Here is a 22,939-nt window from a genome sequence, read left to right as displayed (position 1 = left end):
CCGCAAAAATGAAATTATGTTTATGGATTTACTTTACTTAACAGGGGGCAATTCCCCAGCAGGCATGCCCCTGCTTAAAGCAGGGGCATCTCCCTGGCCTTTTTAACGGCCAGGATTTTATTATTAACTCCTAACTTCTCGTAAGCATTTTGTATATGCCTTCTGACCGTGTTGGAGGAGAGGTAGAGCCTTAGGGCAATTTCTTTTTGGGTGCAGCCTTCACCAGCAGAGTTAGAACTTCTCTTTCCCGCTCGGTCAGGGGTGGAATATGCTCCTGTTCATTAATTATTTTCCAGCTCTGCATAAAACGTTCACCCAATTTCAGTACCTGATTTATCCATGAGCGGTGCTCTTGCGGCGGCATAGACTGCAAAACGGGATAAAGCTCGGGCAGGTTTTCCGCGAAGGGGGTAATGATAGCGTCAGCGGCAGCCATTGTTATAGCCGGCAGCAGAGCTTGCCCGGCTTTTTCCAAGCCATAAAGATGCTTTTTGGCTATAGCATCATAGATGCCGACATAGATGAGGCCGAATATATGGTTATTAGGTTTATAAATTTCCCGTATGGTTTCCACAATGACTTCCAACTCGGCATAACTTTTACGCAAAACTGCTGCCTGGCCAACGGCAGTATAATTGATGCCTATTCCCTGATAAAAGAGATTGCAGCGGGAAAAGTCCTCGTCCTGTAGCCAATACGGGATTTGCTCCAATTTATCCAAAATGCCGTATATGTATGCGGCGGCGATATCAACGCTGTTGAACAAAACCGGATGGGCGGCAGTTTCCACCTCGGTGCGTAATTTATTTAAAAGGGAAAAGGCTTTATGGGGCTTGCCGTTTAACAGGGCCAGGCGGACCAGACACAGGTTGCCGCAGATAACCAGGCACAGCTGGTTTTTGGTTTTAGCCTTGAAGATGGCTTTATAGGCAAACAGTTCGGCATTGCTTAAATCACCGGTTTCCAAACAATATTCGGCCCGGGCGGTATGTTCAAAACCGGTACCACAGCCGTTGGCCACGTGATTGTAGTACTCTATATTGTTTTCAATGGTATTTACCAGCGGCAGCAGTTGCCCTTCGTTTTTATGGTAGAGGCCAGATAAATGGCCGCCACCCAGCCATCGGTATTATTGCACAAAAGGATCTGTTCTTTGGCAGAAAGCTGGAATCCGTTTTGGGCAAACAGCTCCACAGTTTCCTCCTGGGTAAACTCAAAGAGGTTTTGGGATATCTCTTTACATAATCCCTTCAATTCCAGCTCGTCTACAGGGATTTCCGGATAACTGCGACTGATTATAAGGATATGCAGCCGGGGTATGGACGCCCGGGCTATAGCGGTGAGCAACAGGTCTATCTCCCACTGGCTTAACGGCCCCATTTTTTTTAACAGTTATTATTTAATGCAGTCAGGTCAGAAAGTAAAGTCTATTGAGCAACTCCTGGTCCTCTGATGCTATAATGATGAAAAAGAGGATTGATGGTGTGTATATAAAAATCATAACGTCAACAATCGATATGCTGGAAGAGATAGTTGCAATTCAAACAGCAGCATTTTCTGAGCGTGAGCCTATGACCATGTCGTTGAATTTTACTAAGGAGGAAATGTATGATTATTTTCTGAAGATTATTCCGGAAAGTATAAATGCAGGGCTTACAATGGCGGCGGTAGATGAAGATACGGGAGCAGTAGCAGCTGTAGTCATATGTTTTGATGCTTTTGCAGTATTTCCGAATATAGAATGGACCCCAAAAGAGATTGACGGGATTAGCAAAACCAATATTTTTTTTTGAAGAGTTGGAAAAACCCTTGAAAACTAATCTGGCCTTTAAACCGGGAAAATGTGTGCGACTCATGTATGTTTCCACTGATGAAAACTATCTGAGAAGGGGAATTGCTAGAAAACTAGGCGAGTCTATGATAAAGCGTGCAATTGATTTGAGCTACGAATTGATGATAGCTGATGCCACCAATATAAATTCTGCCGGTATGTTTGAGAAGCTGGGCTTTCGGCGAGAAAAGGTACTTCCCTATAAGCTTGTGGAACAGGACGGCCTCAAAGTATTCGGCAATGTGGAGGGCGAATGCATTTTATATTGCAGGTATTTACAGGGTGTCAAGGGGACGGTCCTTTTGACAATGTAACCCCTACATCTTACCCCTTACTCCTCACTTTTTTTTACTAAATAAAATACTGTGATTTAAATAGGACTCCACTGCGAAAACCCCTTTTGTTGCATAAGGGTTGCATAAATATACAAAGCGAGCGTTGGCGAAGCATGGTTGCAACGCCCGGCGAAGGCGAGCAGGCGAAAGGGGGCGAGCGACAGGACGTCGCGAGAGCGCTATACGACCATGGATGGGAGGTTAGCGTGTACCCCTTGAGCCGCGAGACAAGCCGCAGGTGTTGCCCATGCGAAGACTGCGAGCGGTATATTTATACAAGCCAATGAATATTAATAACTTTTTGCAGTAGAATCAAATAGATATTGAAAAAAAATGAAAGCTTATTACGGGAGGTAGATATATGAAAACTTTTAAACTTTCCAATGCCCAGGCGAGAATAATCGCCACTGAGCTGGGCAATCCCGGCACTACAGCGTATATTGTACCCATCAGTGTTAGCTTTGCAGCCAGGGATGAAGCATATATTATGGATGCTATAAAAGCGGTTCTTGTGGGAAATATCAATATCCGCTTTACCCGGGATAATAATTTGGATGTGGTTCAATACATAGCTGAAGCAGATTATTCTACTATAAAATACATAGAGGCCGATACCGAGGATGTGGAGATGATAGTGAAAGATTCCGTAGCGAAGGGGTTTTTCACTATTTTTGATGTTCCTTTGTATCGCTTTACTATAATTAAAACCCCCCGTAAATTAATCCTGCTAATCGTTTTACATCACCTGATATGTGATGGCAGCTCAGTGTATATGCTGGCTGACCGCTTGCAGGAAGCGGTGAGATGCTTGCGCAGCGGCGGCGAATACTTGTTTAATGAAGCGGATTACCGCTTATATATCGAACGTGAGCAGCAATACTTGAATTCTAGTGAGGGCAAAAACGATAAGGCATTTTGGCTTGAGCAATTCCAGGATTTATCCGGTTATGTGCAGGCCATAGCGGTCAGTGAGGAATTGTCCATTGGCACCAGAACTATTGACTTGCCGGAAGAATTAAGCTGGGGGATTAAGGCAGCCTGTGAAAAATGCCCTGTGCAGATTTCACCCTTTGTTTTGGCCAGTGCCCTGCTGGCGGTATATCTCTCCCGGGTAAATAAGGCGGAGGGGATGGTATTATCTACAGGATACTCGGGCCGAAACTTTGGCGAAGATTTAAATGAGGCCATGGGCATGTTTGTGAATCTTCTGCCGCAAAAATACCCCTATAATCCAGAAATGACCTTTATTCAGGCTTTGGAGAATGCCAAAGGGATTTTAAAAGGCGGATTAACCCATGGCAGGTACCCCTTTAACCTCTATAGTGAGGAATTAAAACAAAATAATATAGATGCCGGTATGCTATTGAATTACTCCATTGTTTCCAACTCATGGAAGTCGGATTATATCGATGTTCTGGAACTCAGCCATGCTGAATTCCCTTTGCTTTTCCGCATTAATCCAGGCCGGGATGACCGGGACGGCCTGCAGCGAATCAGAATCGAGTATCGCTATGATTCTTTCAGTGATGAGAAAATTGATAGTTTGGTGGATAATCTTTTGACCATGCTTAGGGATATGGTAAATAATCCGGAAATAGCCTGTGATGAGATAAGTATTTGGGGTGCAACGGAAAAAAGGCTGATTGCCGCTGGAGCGGCTACGCCGGAAAACAGCTTTGCCTATCAAGAGGCGCAGAAGTATTTCGAGAAGATATTTGCCGGCAATGAGATTGATTCCAATTTAATCCCGGACCTGCCGGGTGAAAAAGCCCCGCCGCTCTTGGCTTCCTATACTTTAAGCGGTGAGCTGCCCCATGACCAAACCACCTGCCTGGCGGCCTTTGCCTATACCCTGGCCAAATATAGCAATCAGGAGGAGGTAATATTCTGCAGCGTTATTGAGGGGAAAACGCTGCCGGTTTATACGAATATAGACGAGGAGCAGGCTGCTCCGGAGTATTTGCAGCAGATTAAGAAATATTTAGCCCGGACCCAAAAGTATTCCTTTTATCCCTATACTGAAATTAAGAAAAATTTTGCGCTGAGCTCTGATGTGCTATTGCTGTTTGGAGAATCCGAGCTTAACGAGCCTTTTAAATTCTCGGTGAAGCTGTCGGAGAACGGTATTACCGGAGTTTACAATGCGAATCTTTATAAAGAGGAAAGCATTGAGCGTTTTTTAACATCCTTGCAGGCGGTTATCTTAGCTCTATCAGAGGGCCAAAGATTAAGTGAGATTGAGATAATTTCCGGCAAAGACCTGGATTTAATAAAATCCTTTAACGATAATAACGTCCCTTTGGATAGGGAATTGACCATAGTGGATATGCTGCGGGCACAGGCGGCCAGGACCCCGGAGCGTACGGCGGTGGTATATGGGGACAATTCATACACTTACCGGGAACTGGACGAGATAACGGATAGAATTGCCCGCTTCCTAACGGCCAAAGGTATGGGCCGGGGACAAGCGGTGGGAGTTTTAATCCATCGTTCGGAGTTGATGGCGATTTGTTCCATAGGAGTATTAAAAAGTGCTGCCGCCTACCTGCCGCTAGACCCCAATTACCCATCGGAACGGCTGGAATTTATGCTGAATGATGCCGCCGCCAAAATCCTTATAGTGGATGATGATTTATATGACCGGGTTCCTAATTACCAGGGTGAAATTATCTTAAGCAGCAGCATCTGGGATTTAGAGGATAGTAAACTGGCATTGACGGCGCCCAGAGCCCAGGATTTATTTATTCTTCTATACACCTCGGGCTCTACCGGAACACCCAAGGGCTGCATGATTGAACATAGAAATCTGGTGAATTTCTGCCTGTGGCATCAGGATTATTACGCTGTGACGGAGGAGGATAAAAGCGCCGCCTATGCCAGCTATGGTTTTGACGCCTGCATGATGGATTTGTATCCCTTTTTGACCCGGGGCGCTTGCGTACATATTATTCCTGAAGAAATGCGCCTGGACTTGCCCGCACTTAACGATTATTTTGAAAAAAATGGCATTAGCATAGCCTTTATGACCACTCAATTGGGCCGGCAGTTTGCCCTGAGCATGGATAATAAAAGCCTTAGGCATCTTTCCACCGGTGGGGAGAAATTGGTGCCCTGTGCGCCGCCGGCTTACAACTTTTATAATTTATACGGGCCAACCGAGTGTACCATTATTTCCACCGCATTTTTGATGGATAAGGAATATGCCAATGTACCTATCGGCAAACCCTTGAGCAATACCGATTTGTATATCCTGGATAAACAGGGGCGGCCAATGCCGGTGGGAGTTCCCGGCGAGCTTTGCATTTCCGGCTATCAAGTATCCAGGGGTTATCTGGGCCGGGATGATTTGACCGCAGAACAATATGTGGCCAATCCCTATAAGCGTGCCGAGGGTTATGAGCGTTATTATAAAACCGGAGATGTATGCCGCTGGCTGCCGGACGGTAATATCGAGTTTGTGGGTCGGCGCGATTTTCAGGTAAAAATTCGCGGTTTTAGAGTTGAGCTTAGTGAAATCGAAGGTAAAATTCGAGAATATCCCGGTATCCTTGATGCAACTGTTGTTGCCTATGACGAGGCCGGCGGCGGCAAATATGTAGCGGCGTATATAGTAGCCGACCATCAGGTCAAGATAGCGGAGTTGAATGACTTTATTGCGCAAGATTTACCTGCCTATATGGTGCCGGCTGTGACTATGCAATTAGCCAGCATCCCCCTTAACCAGAACGGCAAGGTAAACAAGCGTGCCTTGCCGGAGCCCAAAGTAACATTTGCGGAAGCTATTCCACCCCAAAATACCCTGCAGCAAAGAATTTTCAACTGCATAAAATCAATAACCGGCAATGATGAATTCGGCATTAATACGGATATATACCTGGCCGGTCTGACCTCTATCGGAGCGGTGAAACTAAATGTCGTTCTGGCAAAGGAGTTCGGCATTAATATAAAATCTCGGGATATTAAACAGCATAAAACGGTGGAGAAATTGGAACAGTTTATTTTGGGGAACAGCCAGGGGGAAAAGAGCTATGAAAAATTAGCGGAGTATCCCTTGACCCAGACCCAAATAGGTATATATTTGGAGTGCCTGCGGGACGAAAAATCCACCATCTACAACATACCTATGCTGTTTAAGCTGGGAGAGGCTGTAAATGCCGAGAGGCTGGCGGCAGCTATTGAAAAGACGATTGATGCCCATCCCTATATGAAGTGCTATCTGAAAACAGATGCCAACGGGGATATTAAACAGCTTAGAAACGATGATTTTGAGTATAAGGTGCCCATAATTAAAACATGCGCTTTCGAGGAAATGAAAAATACCCTGGTTCAAGCTTTTGATTTTGCCAGCGCCCCGTTGTTTAGAATTGTCATCTACCAGGGTGAAAGCGGCCAGTACCTGTTCATGGATATTCATCACATTATCTGTGACGGCAGTTCTACCGCGATTTTATTAAATGATATCAACCGGGCCTATAAGGATGAAATCCTGGCCGTGGAGGAATACTCCAGTTTTGATCTTTCGCTGGATGAAATCGAGGCCCGAAGCGGGAAAGAATACAGTGAGGCCAGGGCTTATTATGATTCGCTTTTTAAGGATGTGGAAATCAATTCATTGCCAGCCCGGGATGTATTTAATGATAGCGAGCAATGCCAGAGCTGGGAACGGGTAGAGAAATTGCCCCGGGGGCAAATTGATGCCTTTTGCCAGGAAAACAATATTACCCCCAATGCCTTATTTACTGGGGCCTTTGCCTATTTGCTGGGGCAATTTACCAATCAAGACGAAGCGCTGTTTACCACCATATACAACGGCAGAAATGAGGCGAGAAAAGCCCATATAGTCGGTATGCTGGTCAAGACCTTGCCGGTTTATGCCAATCTTGACCAGCGGCAGAATGTAGCCGTTTATTTACAAGGCATGAAGGAACATCTTATGGAACTTATGAGTAACGACATCTACTCCTTTGCTGAAATCAGTCGTGCTTACGGGATAAAAGCGGATATTCTATTTGCTTATCAGGGGGAAGAATTTACTGATTTTCAAATTGCGGGTGAAGCGTGCGAGCTAATGTATTTGGAAGCCAAAGATGCCAAGGCCCCCTTATCGGTGGATGTATTTGTCGAAGGCGAGCAGTATCGTTTTTTGAGTGAGTACAGAAGCGACTGGTATTCTGAGGAGATGATAGCGAGCTTTACCGATGCATATATTGAAACCATTAAGAGTTTTTTGGAGGCGGAAACCCTGGCTGATGTAAATATGTGCTCGGAACAAGCCCTGGCTTTCTTAGAGGGCTTCAACCAGACCGCCTGGCCGGTGAGGGATATTCCGGCAGCACATTTATTTGAGGAGCAGGCAGCTTTACACCCCGATAAAGTGGCGGTAATTGCTGGTGATGAACAGCTAACCTTCAGCGAGCTTAACGAAAGAGCCAATCGGGTAGCCAACTCCTTAATTGAAAAGGGGATTCAAAGTGAGCAGATGGTAGGCATTATGCTTCCCCGTACGGTAAATGTCTATGTAGCGATTCAGGGTGTGGTGAAATCTGCTGCGGCCTTTTTGCCCATTGACCCTGATTATCCCGATGATAGAATCCAGTACATTTTAGAGGACAGTGCGGCTCCCTATATTATTACCAGCGAAGCCATTAAGAGTAAAGGCTGCAGCATATGCTCCCAGGGGAATTATGAGGTCTTAAGTATTGAGCAGCTGTTGGATAATGAGAATAATAAAAATCCGCTGGTGGATATTAAACCCGAGCATATCTGTTATTGCATCTACACTTCCGGCTCCACCGGCAAGCCCAAGGGCGTTATGATAGAGCATAGCAACCTGACGCATTACTGTAACGCCAATCCCTTGAATCCAGAAATCATGTCCTATGTGAATAATGCCAGCGTATCTCTGGCCCTGGCGGCGATTACCTTCGATGTGTCCATATTGGAGCAATTTGTGCCTCTTTTAAACGGCATCACCGTCTGCCTGGCCAACGAGGAAGAAATTCATAATCCCCTGGCCTTATCGGACTTGATCTTAAAGAATAAGGTGGACATGATGACCTGTACCCCCTCCTTTATCAGCAATATCGTGGATATGCCAGAAATGCGCCGGGCGCTTCGCCAAATTAAGGCGTTCAATGTGGGAGCGGAATCATTTCCGGCAGCATTATACGAGCAAATTAAAGCCCTGGGCAGCAACGCCGCTGTATTTAACGGTTATGGACCTACCGAAGCCACTATCGGCTGTACTTTCTGCGAGGTTTTGGGTGAAAAAATAACCATCGGCAAACCCATGTCCAATGTGCAGATTTATATGATTAACGAAAACCATAAAATATTGCCGGCAGGTGCTCCCGGTGAACTGGTAATTGCGGGAGCAGGAGTGGGCCGGGGCTATGTAAATAAGCCGGAAATGACAGCGGAGAAATACATCAGCATAAATGGACGGCGAGCATATCGCAGTGGGGACTTGGCCCGGTGGAATTTTAACGGTGAAATTGAATTCCACGGTAGAATAGATGATCAGGTGAAGCTGAGAGGGTTGCGGGTGGAACTAGGTGAAATCGAAAAGGTAATAAACGATTATGAGGGCATATTATCCAGTATCGTGGTGGTAAAGGAAAACCAAGGGGGGCAATTCCTCTGCGCTTATTTTACTGCCCAGGGGATAGTGGATAAGGCAGCACTGACACGGCATTTGGCTGATACCCTGACCTATTATATGGTTCCTAGTATTTTAATTCAGCTGGATAAGCTTCCGCTTACCAATAACGGCAAGGTGGATAAAAAAGCACTGCCCGAGCCGGACTTTATAATGGTCGAGCGTGAGTATGTCGCACCGGCCAATAAAACCGAGGCCGATTTATGCGAGATATTCAAATCGGTATTGGGCTTGCCGCAAGTAGGTGCGGTTGATAATTTCTTTGAAATCGGCGGCACATCATTGAGTGCTTCCCGGGTGGCCATGCAGTGTATGAGCCGGGGCTTAAAAATCGTATACGCCGATATTTTTAAATTCCCAACCCCGAGGGATCTGGCAGCAATATGTGCCGATACGGGCGCTGCAGAAATCGAAGCAGATAAAGAAGATATAATCTCAGCCTATGATTACAAGAAACTGGCGGCAGCACTGGCCCCAAACGATTTGCGCTATATTGATGAGGTAGAATATACCCCGATAGGTAATATTCTATTAACCGGAGCCACAGGATTTTTGGGAACCCATGTGTTAAAAGAATTTTTAGATAATTACTCCGGCAAGGTTTATTGCTTTATTCGCCAGGGCCAGAGAAAGAGCCTGGAGGAACACTTGAAAACCATGTTGATGTATTATTTCGAGAATACCTACGAAGATTTGTTCGGGGACAGGATTATGGTGATTGATGGAGATATTACTGATTTGGATAATGTTTTGGCCCTGGAGCAGTACAATTTTGACCTGCTTATCAACTGCGCTGCCAATGTAAAGCATTTCGTGGCAGATGACAGCCTGGAAAAAGTTAATGTGGAGGGTGTAAAAAATCTCATTAAGCTTGGCCAAAAGACCAAAAAACGCTTAATTCAGGTATCTACAGCCAGCATTGCCGGCGAAGGTCGCGATGGCAGACCGCCTGTGGATAAGAAGTTATTGGAAAACGAAGTCTATTTTGGGCAGGCTCTGGAAAACGCCTATATTAAGTCCAAGTTCCTGGCCGAACGTGCGGTTTTAGAGGCTATCAGCGAGGGTCTGGACGCAAAAATAATGCGGGTAGGCAACCTGATGTCGCGATATTCGGACGGCGAATTCCAGATTAATTTTTTAACCAATAGTTTTATGCAGCAGCTGCGCGGCTACAAGATTATTGGGAAATTCCCCATAACAGCCATGGATGCACCGGCGGAGTTTTCCCCCGTTGATTCTACGGCAGCGGCAATTTTGAAGCTTTCCGGTACTAATAAGGCGTTTAGCGTTTTCCATCCTTACAACAACCATTTAATCTATATGTCTGATGTGATTTATGCGATTAATCAATACGGCTTCAAGATCGAGGTGGTAAGTGAAGATGAATTTCAAAAATCTTTGCTGGAGGCTATGGGGGATGAAAACCGCAACGAAGCCATTTCCAGACTTATCGCCTATTTGTCAAATGATGCTGATAGCAAAATCTATTGGCTTGATGCCAGCAATAAATTTACCACCGAAATCCTGTACCGGCTGGCCTATAAATGGCCTATTATCAGCGATGAGTATATGAAGCAGTCGATTAAAGCCCTGGATGGCCTGAACTTTTTTGACCAATGATAAAGCTGTATTTAATGAAGATATCCGGGCTGGAGCCTGATGATATCAAATGGAAAAAGCATGTTTCCCCAAAACGCTATGAAAAAATGTTAAGCTACCGGCAAAAAAAGGACCGGGCCTTGTCCCTGGGGGTTGAGCTCTTGTTAAACGCTGCTTTGCAGGAACTGTATCCCGGTATAAGCTGCCCGGTGACCTGGGGCGAGGATGAAAACGGCAAACCGTATTTGCCGGATTATCCCGCTATCTATTTCAACCTCTCGCATGCGGAGGAATTCGCGGTCTGTGCCCTATCCGATGCAGCTCTGGGAGTGGATATAGAGTATTGCGCTGATATTGATGGGGATATTGCCCGGAGTTATTTCTTAAGCCAGGAATATGAATATATTTTAGGAAAACCCGAGTCAGAGTGCCTGCAGGCCTTTTATGACTTATGGGTTTTAAAGGAAAGCTATATGAAAGCATGCGGAGCCGGTTTTCGCCTGGCCCTGGATGCTTTTTGCCTCCAAATGGGAGATAGAATAACCCTAATACAGGATGGGCAAATACAGCCCTGCAGCTTTTTCCTTACCCAATTTGAGAACTACAAGCTGGCCGTATGCTATCAGGGCAATGAAGATGCTTCAATTACTCCGCTATTTTGCGAGCTCCAGAACTTATATCTAGCTCCACTGCAAAAAGTTATTAATATTCATTGGCTTGTATAAATATACCGCCTTTCTGCCATCTGCCTCGGCCTTCCGCCTTCATCCTTTCGTTCTCTGATAACTGATGACCGGCAACCGATGAGCATCCCCTTTCTCCTGACATCTGACGACCATTCCAACGTCCGTCTTCCGCTCTCAGACGCCCCTTCACCCCTCCCTCTTATTCCTCTAAATCACCGGCCCTTCTTGCTATCGGCCTCTGTCTTCCGCCTTCCGTCTTCCGCTCTCAGACGCCCCCTCACTCCTCACCCCTCACCCCTCACTTTTCTAATTAACCAGTTGAATATTATCCCCATATAATAGGAAAAGCCAGAAGGAGAATAATGGCATGAACCGCTTTTCCTTATATCCTTATAAAATTCAGGAAGCCCAAAGCCAGAGGGGCATTCCTTGGAATATCAAACAGGTCAATGCCGCCAGCTTATGGCCGCGATCCCAGGGGGATGGGGTGGTGGTAGCGGTGGTGGATAGCGGACTGGAGCTTGAGCATCCGGAGATTGCCGGGAGGGTAGTATCGCCCCGCAATTTTACTGCTGCAGGCAATAGCTCGAATCTGCATGACGAGATTGGCCATGGTACCCATGTGGCTGGCATTGTAGCCGGAAAGAACTGTGGAGTGGCTCCGGAAGCCAGGATAATGCCGCTCAAGGTATTCGGTGATCGGGAGGTGGATAAAAACATCCTGGAAGCTTTTAAATTCATATTGCAATACAACCAGAATGCGGGTGAAAAAGATCGCGTCCTGGTGGTAAATTGCAGTTTTGGCAGCCCGCTTTATAATCCCCTTATGGCTTACTATATTCGCAGTCTTACTAATTCCGGAGTAGCGGTGGTTGTAGCGGCTGGTAACGAGGGGGACGGAACTCCGGACACCCAGGAGATATTTTCTTATCCTGCCTATATTTATGAGGTTATTACCACCGGGGCCACGAATCAGAACGGTAAGGCGGCCGGTTATTCCAATTCCTTTGACGGTATTGATTTGGCTGCGCCGGGTACCAATATATATTCGGCCTGGCCGGGTGGGGGATACAGACTGCTCAGTGGAACCAGTATGGCCGCACCCCATGTGAGCGGGGCCTATGCCTTGCTAGCTGCTTTATTCAGAAAGCGGGAAGGACGCTGGCCCAGCACGGATGAAGGCGAAAACATTCTATTTCGACATATTTGCCAGGTCCCGATTGATCCACTTCTGGTGGGGCGGGGAATCCTGGATTTAAGCTGGGAAACAACTCGCTGGCCCCTGTACCGGGTAGAACTCGCTGCTTTTTACCAACGTGAAGGAGCCGAGGAAATGGCGCGAAAGGCCAGGGAGAAGGGCTTTAATGTCAATATTGCAAAATACTAATCTAACCACCCATGGCCGCAACCTTAATAGTGACATCCGAAGGATGGAACACCAGGAGTACCCTTCAACCTTAATTAGCGCCCACAGGGAGCATCAGGCGTACCCGACAGGGTGCAGGATGAGGGCCACAACCACTGATTAAAAGTGGGTTAGCAGGGGCTTGAATAGTAAGATGCAGCAGGAAATAAATTAAACCCCTCATTCCTCACTTTTCTTACTAAATGAACCAGCACCTAAATTTTATATATTTTAGCTATGAATGCATAATTTGTTGCTTGATGGGCAATTATCTGAATTGGACAAAAGCGGGTTTATTAGAATGCTTTGCTTTGAGCTCACTTTGAATATTGAGATAGCTGCAAACATATAATAAATTAAATTTTAATGAGGAGACGCTTATGAATTATGGGTTTCGAATAGTAACAGACAGCGAAATTGATAACTTATTAATAAAGCTTGAAGAACGGCTTAAGTGGATTAAGCAGAAGGATTTTTCTTTTCAAGTTCAGAGCAGCTATAAAATGGAGCATTCAACATATATAGTCGATATAAATCTGGAAGGTAATAAAAGAGATAAATTGTTCCGGGATGAAGATATCATTCATATATTTAAACACCAAATTGCCGAGGTATTGGCCGAACATATAGTTTACGAATGGGAATCAAAACTGCTTTGGAAGGCCATTAATCGAAAGTACCGCTCAGCATTAAGAGAAGATAAAACAATTATTCATAATAAAGCCAGTGAGTTTCTGTGCAAGTGTCACTATAATGAAAGCCTGAATCTCTTGATGGCTTATGGCCGCAAAAATCGCATTGCTCACCGTTTGTTTGACCAGATAGAAAATAATAAAACTTTAGTTATAGAAGGTTTTATTAATTTTTGCCTGCCAGAATATTTGGCGGAAATTAGATTTGCTGTAGAACTGGCCAGTGAAGAGTTGAAAAGCGAAAAGGAGTATAATGAATTTGTTAAACTCCTGCGTTATTTTGTGGAAACCCAGATGCCCAGAGTGCTGGAAGTAAATCTGATAATTACCGATAAAGGTAGATTCTACCTATGGGATGAGAACGGGATAAAGATTGAAGACAAATATATAAACTACTATCTGGACGATATCTTGCAAAATGAGATTAGTCTTGATGATGTGCTAATAAGTATACTGGTTACCATTGCTCCTAGAAAGATTATACTGCACAATACTGATGAGCTTTCTTGCAATGAACCGGTAAAGATGATCAAGAATGTTTTTCAAGAAAGAATTATTGCCTGTCCGGGTTGTAAATTCTGCCGGCACGATGAAAACCATTTGGTGCCAGGCACTTAAGTTGTTAAGTTATTGCTGGAACCCTGCAGTTTGCTGCCAATGCTCCCAGCAATCACTCTCTTGCTTTTCTTCCTTTACAGTTGATATCATCAACGCTAACTCTCGCCTTAATCCTGCCTCCCGTGTCGAAGACCGCATTTTTTGACTGCTAATCCCTCACTTCGCTCCCTAACCTCATTCCGCAAAAGCCTTTTGCCTTTGCACTACTTCATAAAGGCGGAATTTATTGCGAGTGAGCCTGAAATCTGCTATATTCTTTAAAGTAAAATCGAATAAGGTGATAATATGATATGGCAAATAATTGCCATACCACTAATAAGTGCTGGTATCGGTTACATGACCAATGTTGTGGCCATTAGACTGCTGTTCTGGCCCAAAAAGCCCATAAGAATAGTTTATTTTGAATTATATGGACTTTTACCGAAAAGGCAGGCGGAAATCGCGTCTAAACTGGGACAGTTGGTTGAGGAACAGCTTCTTTCCATAGATGATTTATTTGAGCGGATTGATACCCCGGAGACTTATTCCCGGCTTAGCTCGGAACTCAGCCATATGGTCAGGGGAAAGCTTTATGCCCTGTTGCCCCGTATAATACCAGGTAAAGTCAGCGCCCTGATTGTGGACAACCTGGATCGTATCTTGCAACAGGAAACCCCGGCAATTTTTAAACAGCTTCTGGCTACAGGTCGAGACTACCTCAATGAAGAAGTGCAAATCAAGCAAATAGTGGAAAACCGGGTAATGGCACTGGATCTTGATGAATTGGAAATGATGATTAGGGGAGTATCCGGAACCGAGATAAGATTTATTGAATTACTGGGCGGCATTCTGGGCTTTATTATTGGTCTGGTTCAATTGCTTATAATATCCTTAACTGCTTGAGGACCTGAATTTTAAGTAAAGAGTGAGGGGTCAGGGGTTAAGGTTATGGCAGGGCAGTCGCATTTTGCTGCTTAAGCACCCCTGGATTCATTATTACTGGTGTTTCTGTTCTTTGGTATGGGGATAAATAAGAAAAGGAAAGCAGGCAAAAGAACCGTCCCCATGCCTGCCTGCCTGCGCGCCCATGCCTGCGATGAGGCGTGAGCACGATTAGTATAATTTGGGAGGAATTTAAATGATATCCATCAGATTGAAAGACGGGAGCCAGCGGGAATATCCGGAAGGCATAAGTCTTTTGCAGGTTGCGGAAGATATCAGCCCTAAACTGGCCAAGAATGCAATGGCAGCTGTTTTTAACGGCAAAATATCTGATTTGAATAGCCAGGTCAAGGAAGACGGTTGCCTGGAACTGCTTGATTTCGAAGATGAAAGAGCCCGTGAGGTTTACCGGCATTCTTCCGCTCATGTCATGGCCCAGGCGGTAAAAAGATTGTGGCCGGAGAGCAAGCTGGCGATAGGTCCGGCTATTGACAAGGGATTCTATTATGATTTTGACAGCGGACATACCTTTACTCCGGAGGATTTTGCCACCATCGAAGAAGAAATGAAACGGATTATCAAAGCCGATTATCCTATAGTTAGAAAAGAACTATCACGGGAAGAAGCCCTGCAGTTTTTTAGCGAGCGCAGCGAGGATTACAAACTGGAATTGATTGAAGACCTTCCTGAAGATGCTGTAATCAGCACTTACCAGCAGGGTGAGTTTGTTGACCTCTGTGCTGGTCCGCATCTACCTTCAACCGGCCGTTTGAAAGCCATAAAGGTCATGAGCCTGGCTGGGGCCTACTGGCGGGGGAGTGAGAAAAACCCCATGCTGCAGAGAGTTTATGCCACTTCCTTTCCTAAAAAGTCTATGCTCGATGATTACCTGCAAAAATTGGAGGAAGCGAAAAAACGCGATCACCGGCGCCTGGGAAGGGAACTGGGTCTGTTTGTGGTTTTAGACGAGGGTCCGGGATTTCCCTTTTTCCTGCCCAAAGGAATGGTTTTGCGAAATGAACTGGAGAATTTCTGGAGAGAGGAACACCGAAAAGCCGGTTACCAGGAGATACGCACCCCGATAATTCTTAGCCGGGAGCTGTGGGAGAGATCAGGACACTGGGATCACTATAAGGATAATATGTATTTTACCACCATTGACGAGGGCGATTATGCCATAAAACCGATGAATTGTCCGGGAGGATTGCTGGTATACAAGCAAAACCTGCATAGCTATAAGGAACTCCCTTTGCGGATGGGGGAAATGGGGCTGGTACACCGGCATGAAATGTCCGGTGTCTTGCATGGACTGATGCGGGTGCGGGCCTTCACCCAGGATGATGCCCATATATTCATGTTGCCGGAACAGATCATTGATGAGATCAAGGGCGTAATGGATCTGGTGGATCGTTTCTATAGTCTCTTTGGTTTTCCCTACCATGTAGAGCTTTCCACCAAACCGGAGAAAGCTATGGGCTCTGACGAAATCTGGGAAGCAGCTACCAACGCTTTGATTAAAGCCCTGGAGGAAAGGGGTATGGAGTACAAGGTTAATGAAGGGGATGGAGCTTTTTACGGACCCAAGATTGATTTCCATCTCCAGGATTCGCTGGATCGTACCTGGCAGTGTGGCACCATACAACTGGATTTTCAGATGCCGGAGAAATTCGATCTCACTTATGTGGGTGAGGATGGGGGAAAACACCGCCCGGTAATGATTCACCGGGTTATATACGGTAGCATTGAACGCTTCATTGGCATTCTAACCGAACATTTTGGCGGTGCCTTTCCGCTGTGGCTGGCGCCGGTTCAGGTCCGGGTGCTTCCTATTACCCAGAGAAGCCAGGATTACGCTCGCCAGGTAGTTACAGAACTGGAGCAGGCAGGCATAAGGGTAGAGGCTGATTTCCGCAGTGAAAAAATTGGCTACAAGATAAGGGAAGGGCAACTGCAGAAGATACCCTATCTCCTGGTTCTGGGCGACCGGGAGGCGGAAGAGGGCACGGTTTCGGTTCGTCATCGTAAAGAGGGGGACCTGGGTGCCAAACTTTTGGAGGAATTCAAACAAACAATTGTGAAAGAAATTAAGGATAAAGTTCTTTAGGCGACTTATTGCATAAAGCAGCCATTTATGTTATACTCCTTCTTGTATTTAAGCAGGAGCCATGCTTCTCACCTTACAACTGTGGTTCGTAAGGTATTTGGATAAGCAGATACTTTAACAGGAAAGTAAAATCCTGTTAAACAGTAAAAGCAATCCAACAAGCGGGTTTTTGCGACCCGCTTTTTTATTTTGATTAGGAGGTGGACTTCTCATCAGTAAGGATTTGAGGTTAAACGAAGAAATCCGGGTTAAGGAAGTAAGGCTCATCAGCGAAAGCGGTGAGCAATTGGGCATTGTTTCTATCCGCGAAGCCATGGATCTGGCTCAGGAAAAAGAGTTGGACCTGGTGGAGGTGGCTCCTTCCGCCAAGCCCCCCGTTTGCCGTTTAATGGACTATGGCAAGTATAGATTTGAACAGAGCAAGAGGGAAAAGGAAGCCCGCAAGAAACAAAGGATAATCTCTATTAAGGAAGTAAAAATGAGGCCCAATATAGAAGAACATGATTTTCAGGTTAAGGCTAAAAATGCTCGCAAATTTCTAAGTGGCGGGGATAAAGTCAAATTGACCATTATGTTCAGGGGAAGAGAAATTACCCACCCGGATATTGGAGAAAGATTGTCTCTAAAACTTACTGAGCAATTATCCGATATATCAACGATAGAAAAAATGCCCAAGGTTGAAGGAAGAAACATGGTAACAATTCTTGTGCCGAAGATGGAACAGGAGAAGAACGAGAAAAAGGATAAAAAGGAGGAAGCTTAATGCCCAAGATTAAAACCCACCGGGGTGCAGCCAAGAGATTCAAAAAAACCGGTACTGGAAAAATTAAGAGATCAAAAGCCTATGCCAGTCATCTCCTGGGGGGTAAAAGTCCTAAAAGAAAGAGAAATCTACGCAAAGCCGGTCTGGTAAGCGAGGCGGAAACCAGAGGTATTTCCCGCTTAATCCCATATTAAATCCATATTGAGAGTTACAACAACGATGAAAAAATCAGTGGGTGCTTAAACGGGGAGATGTATTTAAGAATTATTTTAATCCCGCACTCCTTACCCCTTACTTTTTAATTAATTCTTAGGAGGTTTTGCTGATGCCAAGAGTAAAAGGTGGAGTCACCTCACATAAAAGACATAAGAAAATCTTAAAATTGGCCAAAGGATACCGGGGCAGCAAATCCAAGCTCTTCCGGGTAGCCAATGAACAGGTAATGAAGTCCGGGCAATATGCCTATATTCATAGGAGATTAAAGAAAAGGGATTTTCGCAAACTATGGATTGCTCGTATTAATGCTGCCGCCCGTAACAATGGCACTACCTACAGCAGAATGGTTCATGGTTTGAAAGTGGCCGGAGTCGATATAAACCGGAAATTATTGGCTGAACTGGCCATCAGTGATCCCCAGGGTTTCACCCAACTGGCCGAACTGGCCAAGAGAAGCGTGCAATAGAAGCAAAAAAATATGGCCCTGGGCCATATTTTTTTGCCCTTTACGAAACTGATGAAGAGAAATCAGGTGAAGTTTTGCTGAAGATCTGCTCGAAGGATAATAAAAAAATCAAATATGCGGCCAGGTTGAAACAGAAAAGCTTCAGAAATCAGGAAGCTTGTTTCCTTATTGAAGGCAAAAAAATGTTGGAAGAAGCCCTTAAACACCCGAAACTTCTGCGGCAGATTTTTATTGAAGCAGAGCTGGCCCCTGAATATACGGAACTTTCCCAGCAACACCCCGAATGGGAATGTTATGTGGTGGATAAACGATTGATGAAGCATATTAGTGATACGGAAACACCACCCGGAATTGTTGCGCTTTGTCAAATCCCTTCCTGGTCGAGGGAAGAATTTTTGTCCAAAAACGCTTTTTTAATTTTTCTTGATCGCATAGCTGACCCCGGCAACCTGGGCACTATTATTCGCAGCGGATGGGCCCTGGGAGCAGATGGGATTCTACTCAGCCCTGATTCGGTTGATCCTTTCAGCCCGAAGGTAGTTCGAGCCAGTATGGGAGGTATTTTTAATATTCCGCTTTTACTTGATGTTTCACTGGATGAATTAAAACGCCTGAAGCAGATTGGCTACCAGTTTTTCTGTACTTCCATGCAGGCCAGGCAGGAGGTATTTTCCCTTGATTTTACAGGTCCGTCTTTACTGGCAATAGGAAGCGAATCACAAGGAATAAGATCGGTTATAGAGGAGATTTGTGATATCAACTGCAAAATACCCATCAAGCCCGGAGTTGATTCTTTGAATGCAGCGGTAGCCTGTGCTATAATTATCAACGAGGCGTGGAAACAGAGACAGGGTTTTATCTTGTCCTGACTCTATAAATATGATACAATTTCCTTAAAGTTCGGCCCTCATAATAACTTGAAGGGTGGACCCAAATGATGAATCCAGCTGACAATCTGTGGCATCTTTTTGAGCAATCCGGTTGTATACTGTATTATCTTCTTTATAAGATGTTCATAACTCAATAAATTAATCGCCGGGAACAGGACAAGTAACCTGCTGGAAGCCCTGCAGGGAGGCCATATCGTAGACTGGAAGTATGGCCAGGAGGGAAAACAGGTGAATTCACTTGGGAGCAGTGGATTGAAATAGTAGTAGATCTCACCGGTAGCCACCGTTAAAGGGCAGCAAAGAGAATTAAGCCGCATTAATAGCGGTTTGATTAATCAGGGTGGTACCGCGGAACCAGGCTTTCGTCCCTATGGGGAGGAAGGCTTTTTTATTTTCTGCCAGGAGGTTTAGTTGATATGTTGAGGAAAATTGAGGAGATTAAGAACGAGTGCCAGGCCAGGCTATCCCAGGTTTCCACTATGGAGGAGTTAAATGAATTCAGAATCAAGACCCTGGGGCGTAAAGGTGAAGTAACCCTGTTATTGAGGGGACTAAAAGACCTGAGTGGGGAAGAAAAGGCCAAAGCCGGACGGGTAGCCAATGAACTTAAGCAAAACCTGGAGCAAATGCTAAGAGAGAAAATTGAAGCATTTAAACGTGATGAACTGGAGCAGAGATTGCTGCAGGAAAAAATCGATGTGACTTTGCCGGGACTTCCTCGACAGAGAGGCAGACAACATCCCCTTACGCAAATTACCCGGGAAATACAAGGTATTTTTATCGGAATGGGTTTTACTGTTGCCGAGGGGCCTGAAATAGAATTGGATTATTATAATTTTGAGGCTCTGAATGTGCCGCGGGATCATCCGGCCCGGGATATGCAGGATTCTTTCTATATCAGTGAAGAGCTGCTTTTACGGACCCACACTTCGCCGGTACAGGTACGTACTATGGAACAAATGGCCCCCCAAATTCCCATAAAAATCATCGTTCCCGGCAAAGTATACCGTAAGGATGATGATGCTACTCATTCCCCTATGTTTCATCAAGTGGAAGGCCTGGTAATTGGTCAAAGGATTACTTTCGCTCACCTTAAAGGGACCCTGGTTCGTTTTGCCCACCAGGTTTTTGGGGAAGATGTCACCGTCCGCTATCGCCCCAGTTTCTTTCCCTTTACCGAACCGAGCGCGGAGATGGATATTTCCTGCGTTATGTGCCAAGGGGAAGGTTGTCGGGTTTGTTCCCATACCGGTTGGCTGGAGATCCTGGGAGCCGGAATGGTTAACCCCCGGGTGTTGCAATATGGAGGTTATGACCCGGAAGAGGTTACGGGATTTGCTTTTGGTATGGGTATTGAACGTATAGCCATGCTGAAATATGGAATCAATGATTTACGCTTGTTTTTTGAAAATGATAAGAGGTTTTTGGCCCAATTTTAGAACGGTTGAACACTGCGAAAAACACTTTTGTTGCATAAGAGTTGACTCTACTGCAAAAACCCTTTTTGTTGCATAAGGGTTGCATAAATATACCAAGTGAGCATTGCCCGGTACTCTGTTAGGTTTGTTTTCCCGAAATCTTAGTCTTAAATGCCGGGTGCCGGGTGGAGGACTTTTTATTAATCACGCTTGAATTAGGAGGCAAAGAGATGGGAGTATCCTTGAACTGGTTAAAGAAATATGTAGATATTGGCTGGAGTCCGGAAGAATTGGCACAGCGCCTTACCATGGCGGGAATTGCCGTGGAGGGATGGCAGGAACAGGGCGGTGACACGGTTCTTGAACTGGACTTGACTCCCAATCGGGGTGATTGCTTGGGCTTGATAAACCTGGCCCGGGAAGTTTCCGCCCTGAATGGCCAGGAACTGCGGATTCCCGAAATACAGATTAAGCCTGCAGCACAGAAGGTTGAGGATTACATAAAGGTAGAAATTGCTGCCCGTGACCTTTGTCCTCGTTATGCTGCCCGGCTAGTGAAAAATGTTAATATCAAGGAATCGCCGGAATGGATGCAAGAAGCTCTGATTAATTCCGGTATCCGTCCCATAAACAATATAGTGGACATCACCAATTATGTGATGCTCGAGACCAACCAGCCATTACATGCCTTTGACTATAATCTCCTGGGGGACGAGAAAAGAATACTGGTCAGGCGAGCCGGGGACGGCGAAAAGTTTACTACCCTGGACGGAGTGGAAAGGGTACTGGATTCGGAGATGCTGGTTATCACTGACGGTCGCAAGGCAGTAGCTCTCGCCGGTATCATGGGGGGAGAGAATAGTGAGATCCAGGATGATACTTGCGATGTTTTATTGGAATCAGCCAATTTTCAAGATACCAGTATTCGCAAAACATCGAAAAGGCTGGGCTTGAGAAGTGATTCCTCAATCCGTTTTGAAAAAGGAGCAGATATTGAAGGATTGATATATGCTTTAAATCGTGCTGCCGCTCTGATACAGGATTTAGCCGGGGGGCAGGTACTGGAGGGGATATGTGACATCTATCCTGAGCCCCGAACGCCAATAACGCTCACTTTGCGTCCGGAAAGGGTTAATTACCTGCTGGGCACCGATATAAATCCAGATGAAATAAAGCAATACCTGCAAAGACTAAAATTTAACCTTAAAGAGCAAGACAAGCAGTTTTTGGTTGATATTCCTTTCTATCGCCCGGATATTCAAATGGAGGTAGATTTGATTGAAGAAGTAGCCCGGCTTTATGGCTATGGTAATATACCTGCTGGCCTGCCTGGAGGCGAAAGCAGTGGCGGATTAAATCCCTACCAAAAATTTCGCCAAAGGCTTAATGAGTTTATGGCCCAAAGTCTATCTGAGGTAGTCAACTATAGTTTTATCAACCCCAAGGATTTTGACCGGCTTCTTTTACCGGCAGACAGCCCACTACGAAATGTAGTTAAGATTGCCAATCCTCTTTCGGAAGAACAGAGTGTTATGCGCAGCTTGCTACTGCCAGGATTATTGGAGACGATAAAACGGAACCTGGCAAGAAAGAACCAGGATCTGGCCTTTTTTGAGATGGGGCAGGTCTTTATTCCAACCAACGAGCTTTTGCCTTTGGAGAAATTGTACCTGGGAGCCATAGTAACCGGGAAAAGCGAGCCCAACTGGTTGAAACAGCAGGTGGAATTGGATTTCTTCTTTTTGAAAGGGATAATGGAAGATCTGCTGCAAGAGCTGGGGATAAGTGATTATGAATTCAAGGAAACCCAAAATCCTTCCTATCATCCGGGAAGAACTGCATCCCTTGAGGTGAAGGGTCAGGAGATAGCGGTAATCGGGGAGCTTCATCCCCTGGTATTGGAAAACTATGATATCAAGGAAAGAGCTTCGGCCTTTGAATTAGATGTAGAAAAGCTGTTCACTTTGCTGGGTGCAGCCAGTAAAATGGAATCCATCAGCCGCTACCCGGCAGTAGAAAGAGATATTGCTATACTCCTGGATCAGGAAATCAAAGCATCCCGGGTGTTAAGCGTTATTAAGGGGATGAACAATCCGTTGCTTTACGATCTCAAGCTTTTTGACCTGTATTCAGGAACCCAGGTGACAAAAGGCCAAAAGAGCGTAGCTTTTAAAGCCATATTCCAATCTGCTGAGAGAACCCTGACCGATGCTGAAGTTAACCACAGTATGGATAGTATTCTGGAACAACTGAAGAAGCAGCTAGGAGCTGTTTTGAGATAGCTTAGAAAGCTTGTCAGACGTCAAGTGTCGGACGTCAGAAGGGGGAAATCCAGCA

At 45.4% G+C, this 22,939-nt stretch carries 18 protein-coding genes and 1 other annotated feature; of the genes, 14 read left to right on the top strand and 4 right to left on the bottom strand.

The window, feature by feature from the left end:
- Positions 1 to 74: 74 nt before the first annotated feature.
- Genes AWB54_RS16695 through AWB54_RS08770 form a run of 3 tightly spaced genes read right to left on the bottom strand, consistent with a single transcriptional unit; the run spans position 75 to position 1,347 of the window.
- Positions 75 to 200 carry a LuxR C-terminal-related transcriptional regulator gene (locus tag AWB54_RS16695; protein ID WP_082736120.1) on the bottom strand — a complete coding sequence of 42 codons (126 nt, stop codon included), beginning with the start codon at positions 198 to 200 and terminating at the stop codon, positions 75 to 77.
- Positions 191 to 1,021, bottom strand: coding sequence for a hypothetical protein (locus AWB54_RS16590; protein WP_061214237.1), 831 nt, complete (start codon positions 1,019 to 1,021; stop codon positions 191 to 193). The genes AWB54_RS16695 and AWB54_RS16590 overlap by 10 nt, the downstream gene beginning before the upstream one ends.
- 35 nt (positions 1,022 to 1,056) lie before the next feature.
- Positions 1,057 to 1,347 (bottom strand): hypothetical protein, encoded by a 291-nt coding sequence (locus AWB54_RS08770; protein WP_061214236.1) that lies wholly within the window; start codon positions 1,345 to 1,347, stop codon positions 1,057 to 1,059.
- A 137-nt stretch (positions 1,348 to 1,484) separates the two neighbouring features.
- On the opposite strand from AWB54_RS08770, the gene AWB54_RS08765 reads away from it, so the two are divergent.
- The 4 genes from AWB54_RS08765 to AWB54_RS08750 all read left to right on the top strand — a co-directional run bounded on the left by AWB54_RS08765 (position 1,485) and on the right by AWB54_RS08750 (position 11,148).
- Positions 1,485 to 1,793 carry a hypothetical protein gene (locus tag AWB54_RS08765; protein ID WP_061214235.1) on the top strand — a complete coding sequence of 103 codons (309 nt, stop codon included), beginning with the start codon at positions 1,485 to 1,487 and terminating at the stop codon, positions 1,791 to 1,793.
- A 16-nt stretch (positions 1,794 to 1,809) separates the two neighbouring features.
- On the top strand, positions 1,810 to 2,145 hold the full coding sequence (locus AWB54_RS08760; protein ID WP_061214234.1) for a GNAT family N-acetyltransferase: 336 nt from the start codon (positions 1,810 to 1,812) through the stop codon (positions 2,143 to 2,145).
- 382 nt (positions 2,146 to 2,527) lie between these two features.
- The gene (locus AWB54_RS08755) at positions 2,528 to 10,444 is read left to right on the top strand and encodes a non-ribosomal peptide synthetase (protein ID WP_061214233.1); all 7,917 of its coding nucleotides are present in this window, start codon (positions 2,528 to 2,530) and stop codon (positions 10,442 to 10,444) included.
- A 14-nt stretch (positions 10,445 to 10,458) separates the two neighbouring features.
- Positions 10,459 to 11,148 carry a 4'-phosphopantetheinyl transferase family protein gene (locus tag AWB54_RS08750; protein WP_160328935.1) on the top strand — a complete coding sequence of 230 codons (690 nt, stop codon included), beginning with the start codon at positions 10,459 to 10,461 and terminating at the stop codon, positions 11,146 to 11,148.
- Here the strand turns inward: AWB54_RS08750 and AWB54_RS15930 are convergent.
- Complete coding sequence (locus AWB54_RS15930) at positions 11,126 to 11,299, bottom strand: hypothetical protein (RefSeq protein WP_160328934.1); 174 nt, start codon at positions 11,297 to 11,299, stop codon at positions 11,126 to 11,128. The genes AWB54_RS08750 and AWB54_RS15930 overlap by 23 nt on opposite strands.
- A gap of 177 nt (positions 11,300 to 11,476) precedes the next feature.
- Between AWB54_RS15930 and AWB54_RS08745 the strand changes: the two genes are divergently transcribed.
- The 10 genes from AWB54_RS08745 to pheT all read left to right on the top strand — a co-directional run bounded on the left by AWB54_RS08745 (position 11,477) and on the right by pheT (position 22,884).
- Positions 11,477 to 12,496, top strand: a complete 1,020-nt coding sequence (locus AWB54_RS08745; RefSeq protein ID WP_061214231.1) for a S8 family peptidase — start codon at positions 11,477 to 11,479, stop codon at positions 12,494 to 12,496.
- 398 nt (positions 12,497 to 12,894) lie between these two features.
- On the top strand, positions 12,895 to 13,824 hold the full coding sequence (gene ytxC, locus AWB54_RS08740) for a putative sporulation protein YtxC (RefSeq protein WP_061214230.1): 930 nt from the start codon (positions 12,895 to 12,897) through the stop codon (positions 13,822 to 13,824).
- A 285-nt stretch (positions 13,825 to 14,109) separates the two neighbouring features.
- Positions 14,110 to 14,706 (top strand): DUF445 domain-containing protein, encoded by a 597-nt coding sequence (locus AWB54_RS08735; protein ID WP_061214229.1) that lies wholly within the window; start codon positions 14,110 to 14,112, stop codon positions 14,704 to 14,706.
- A gap of 235 nt (positions 14,707 to 14,941) precedes the next feature.
- Positions 14,942 to 16,849, top strand: a complete 1,908-nt coding sequence (thrS, locus tag AWB54_RS08730; RefSeq protein WP_061214228.1) for a threonine--tRNA ligase — start codon at positions 14,942 to 14,944, stop codon at positions 16,847 to 16,849.
- 223 nt (positions 16,850 to 17,072) lie between these two features.
- Complete coding sequence (infC, locus tag AWB54_RS08725) at positions 17,073 to 17,612, top strand: translation initiation factor IF-3 (RefSeq protein ID WP_061214227.1); 540 nt, start codon at positions 17,073 to 17,075, stop codon at positions 17,610 to 17,612.
- Entirely contained in the window at positions 17,612 to 17,806 is a 195-nt protein-coding gene (rpmI, locus tag AWB54_RS08720) for a 50S ribosomal protein L35 (RefSeq protein WP_011640505.1), read from the top strand. Before infC ends, rpmI begins: the two co-directional genes overlap by 1 nt.
- 131 nt (positions 17,807 to 17,937) lie before the next feature.
- Complete coding sequence (gene rplT / locus AWB54_RS08715; RefSeq protein ID WP_061214226.1) at positions 17,938 to 18,294, top strand: 50S ribosomal protein L20; 357 nt, start codon at positions 17,938 to 17,940, stop codon at positions 18,292 to 18,294.
- 74 nt (positions 18,295 to 18,368) lie between these two features.
- Positions 18,369 to 19,163: a TrmH family RNA methyltransferase gene (locus AWB54_RS08710; protein WP_061214225.1), complete on the top strand. Its 795-nt coding sequence runs from the start codon at positions 18,369 to 18,371 to the stop codon at positions 19,161 to 19,163.
- Positions 19,164 to 19,322: 159 nt separating this feature from the next.
- Positions 19,323 to 19,557, top strand: a binding site (T-box leader).
- A 43-nt stretch (positions 19,558 to 19,600) separates the two neighbouring features.
- A complete protein-coding gene (pheS, locus tag AWB54_RS08705; RefSeq protein ID WP_061214224.1) occupies positions 19,601 to 20,623 on the top strand; it encodes a phenylalanine--tRNA ligase subunit alpha in 1,023 nt (340 codons plus the stop codon).
- Positions 20,624 to 20,832: 209 nt separating this feature from the next.
- On the top strand, positions 20,833 to 22,884 hold the full coding sequence (gene pheT, locus AWB54_RS08700; protein ID WP_061214223.1) for a phenylalanine--tRNA ligase subunit beta: 2,052 nt from the start codon (positions 20,833 to 20,835) through the stop codon (positions 22,882 to 22,884).
- Positions 22,885 to 22,939 lie beyond the last annotated feature (55 nt).

Origin of the sequence: Syntrophomonas wolfei subsp. methylbutyratica (genome assembly GCF_001570625.1) — a bacterium.
GTDB classification, from domain to species: Bacteria; Bacillota; Syntrophomonadia; order Syntrophomonadales; family Syntrophomonadaceae; genus Syntrophomonas; species Syntrophomonas methylbutyratica.
Note: the sequence above shows the minus strand (reverse complement) of the source record. Positions and strands in the feature narration are given on the sequence as shown.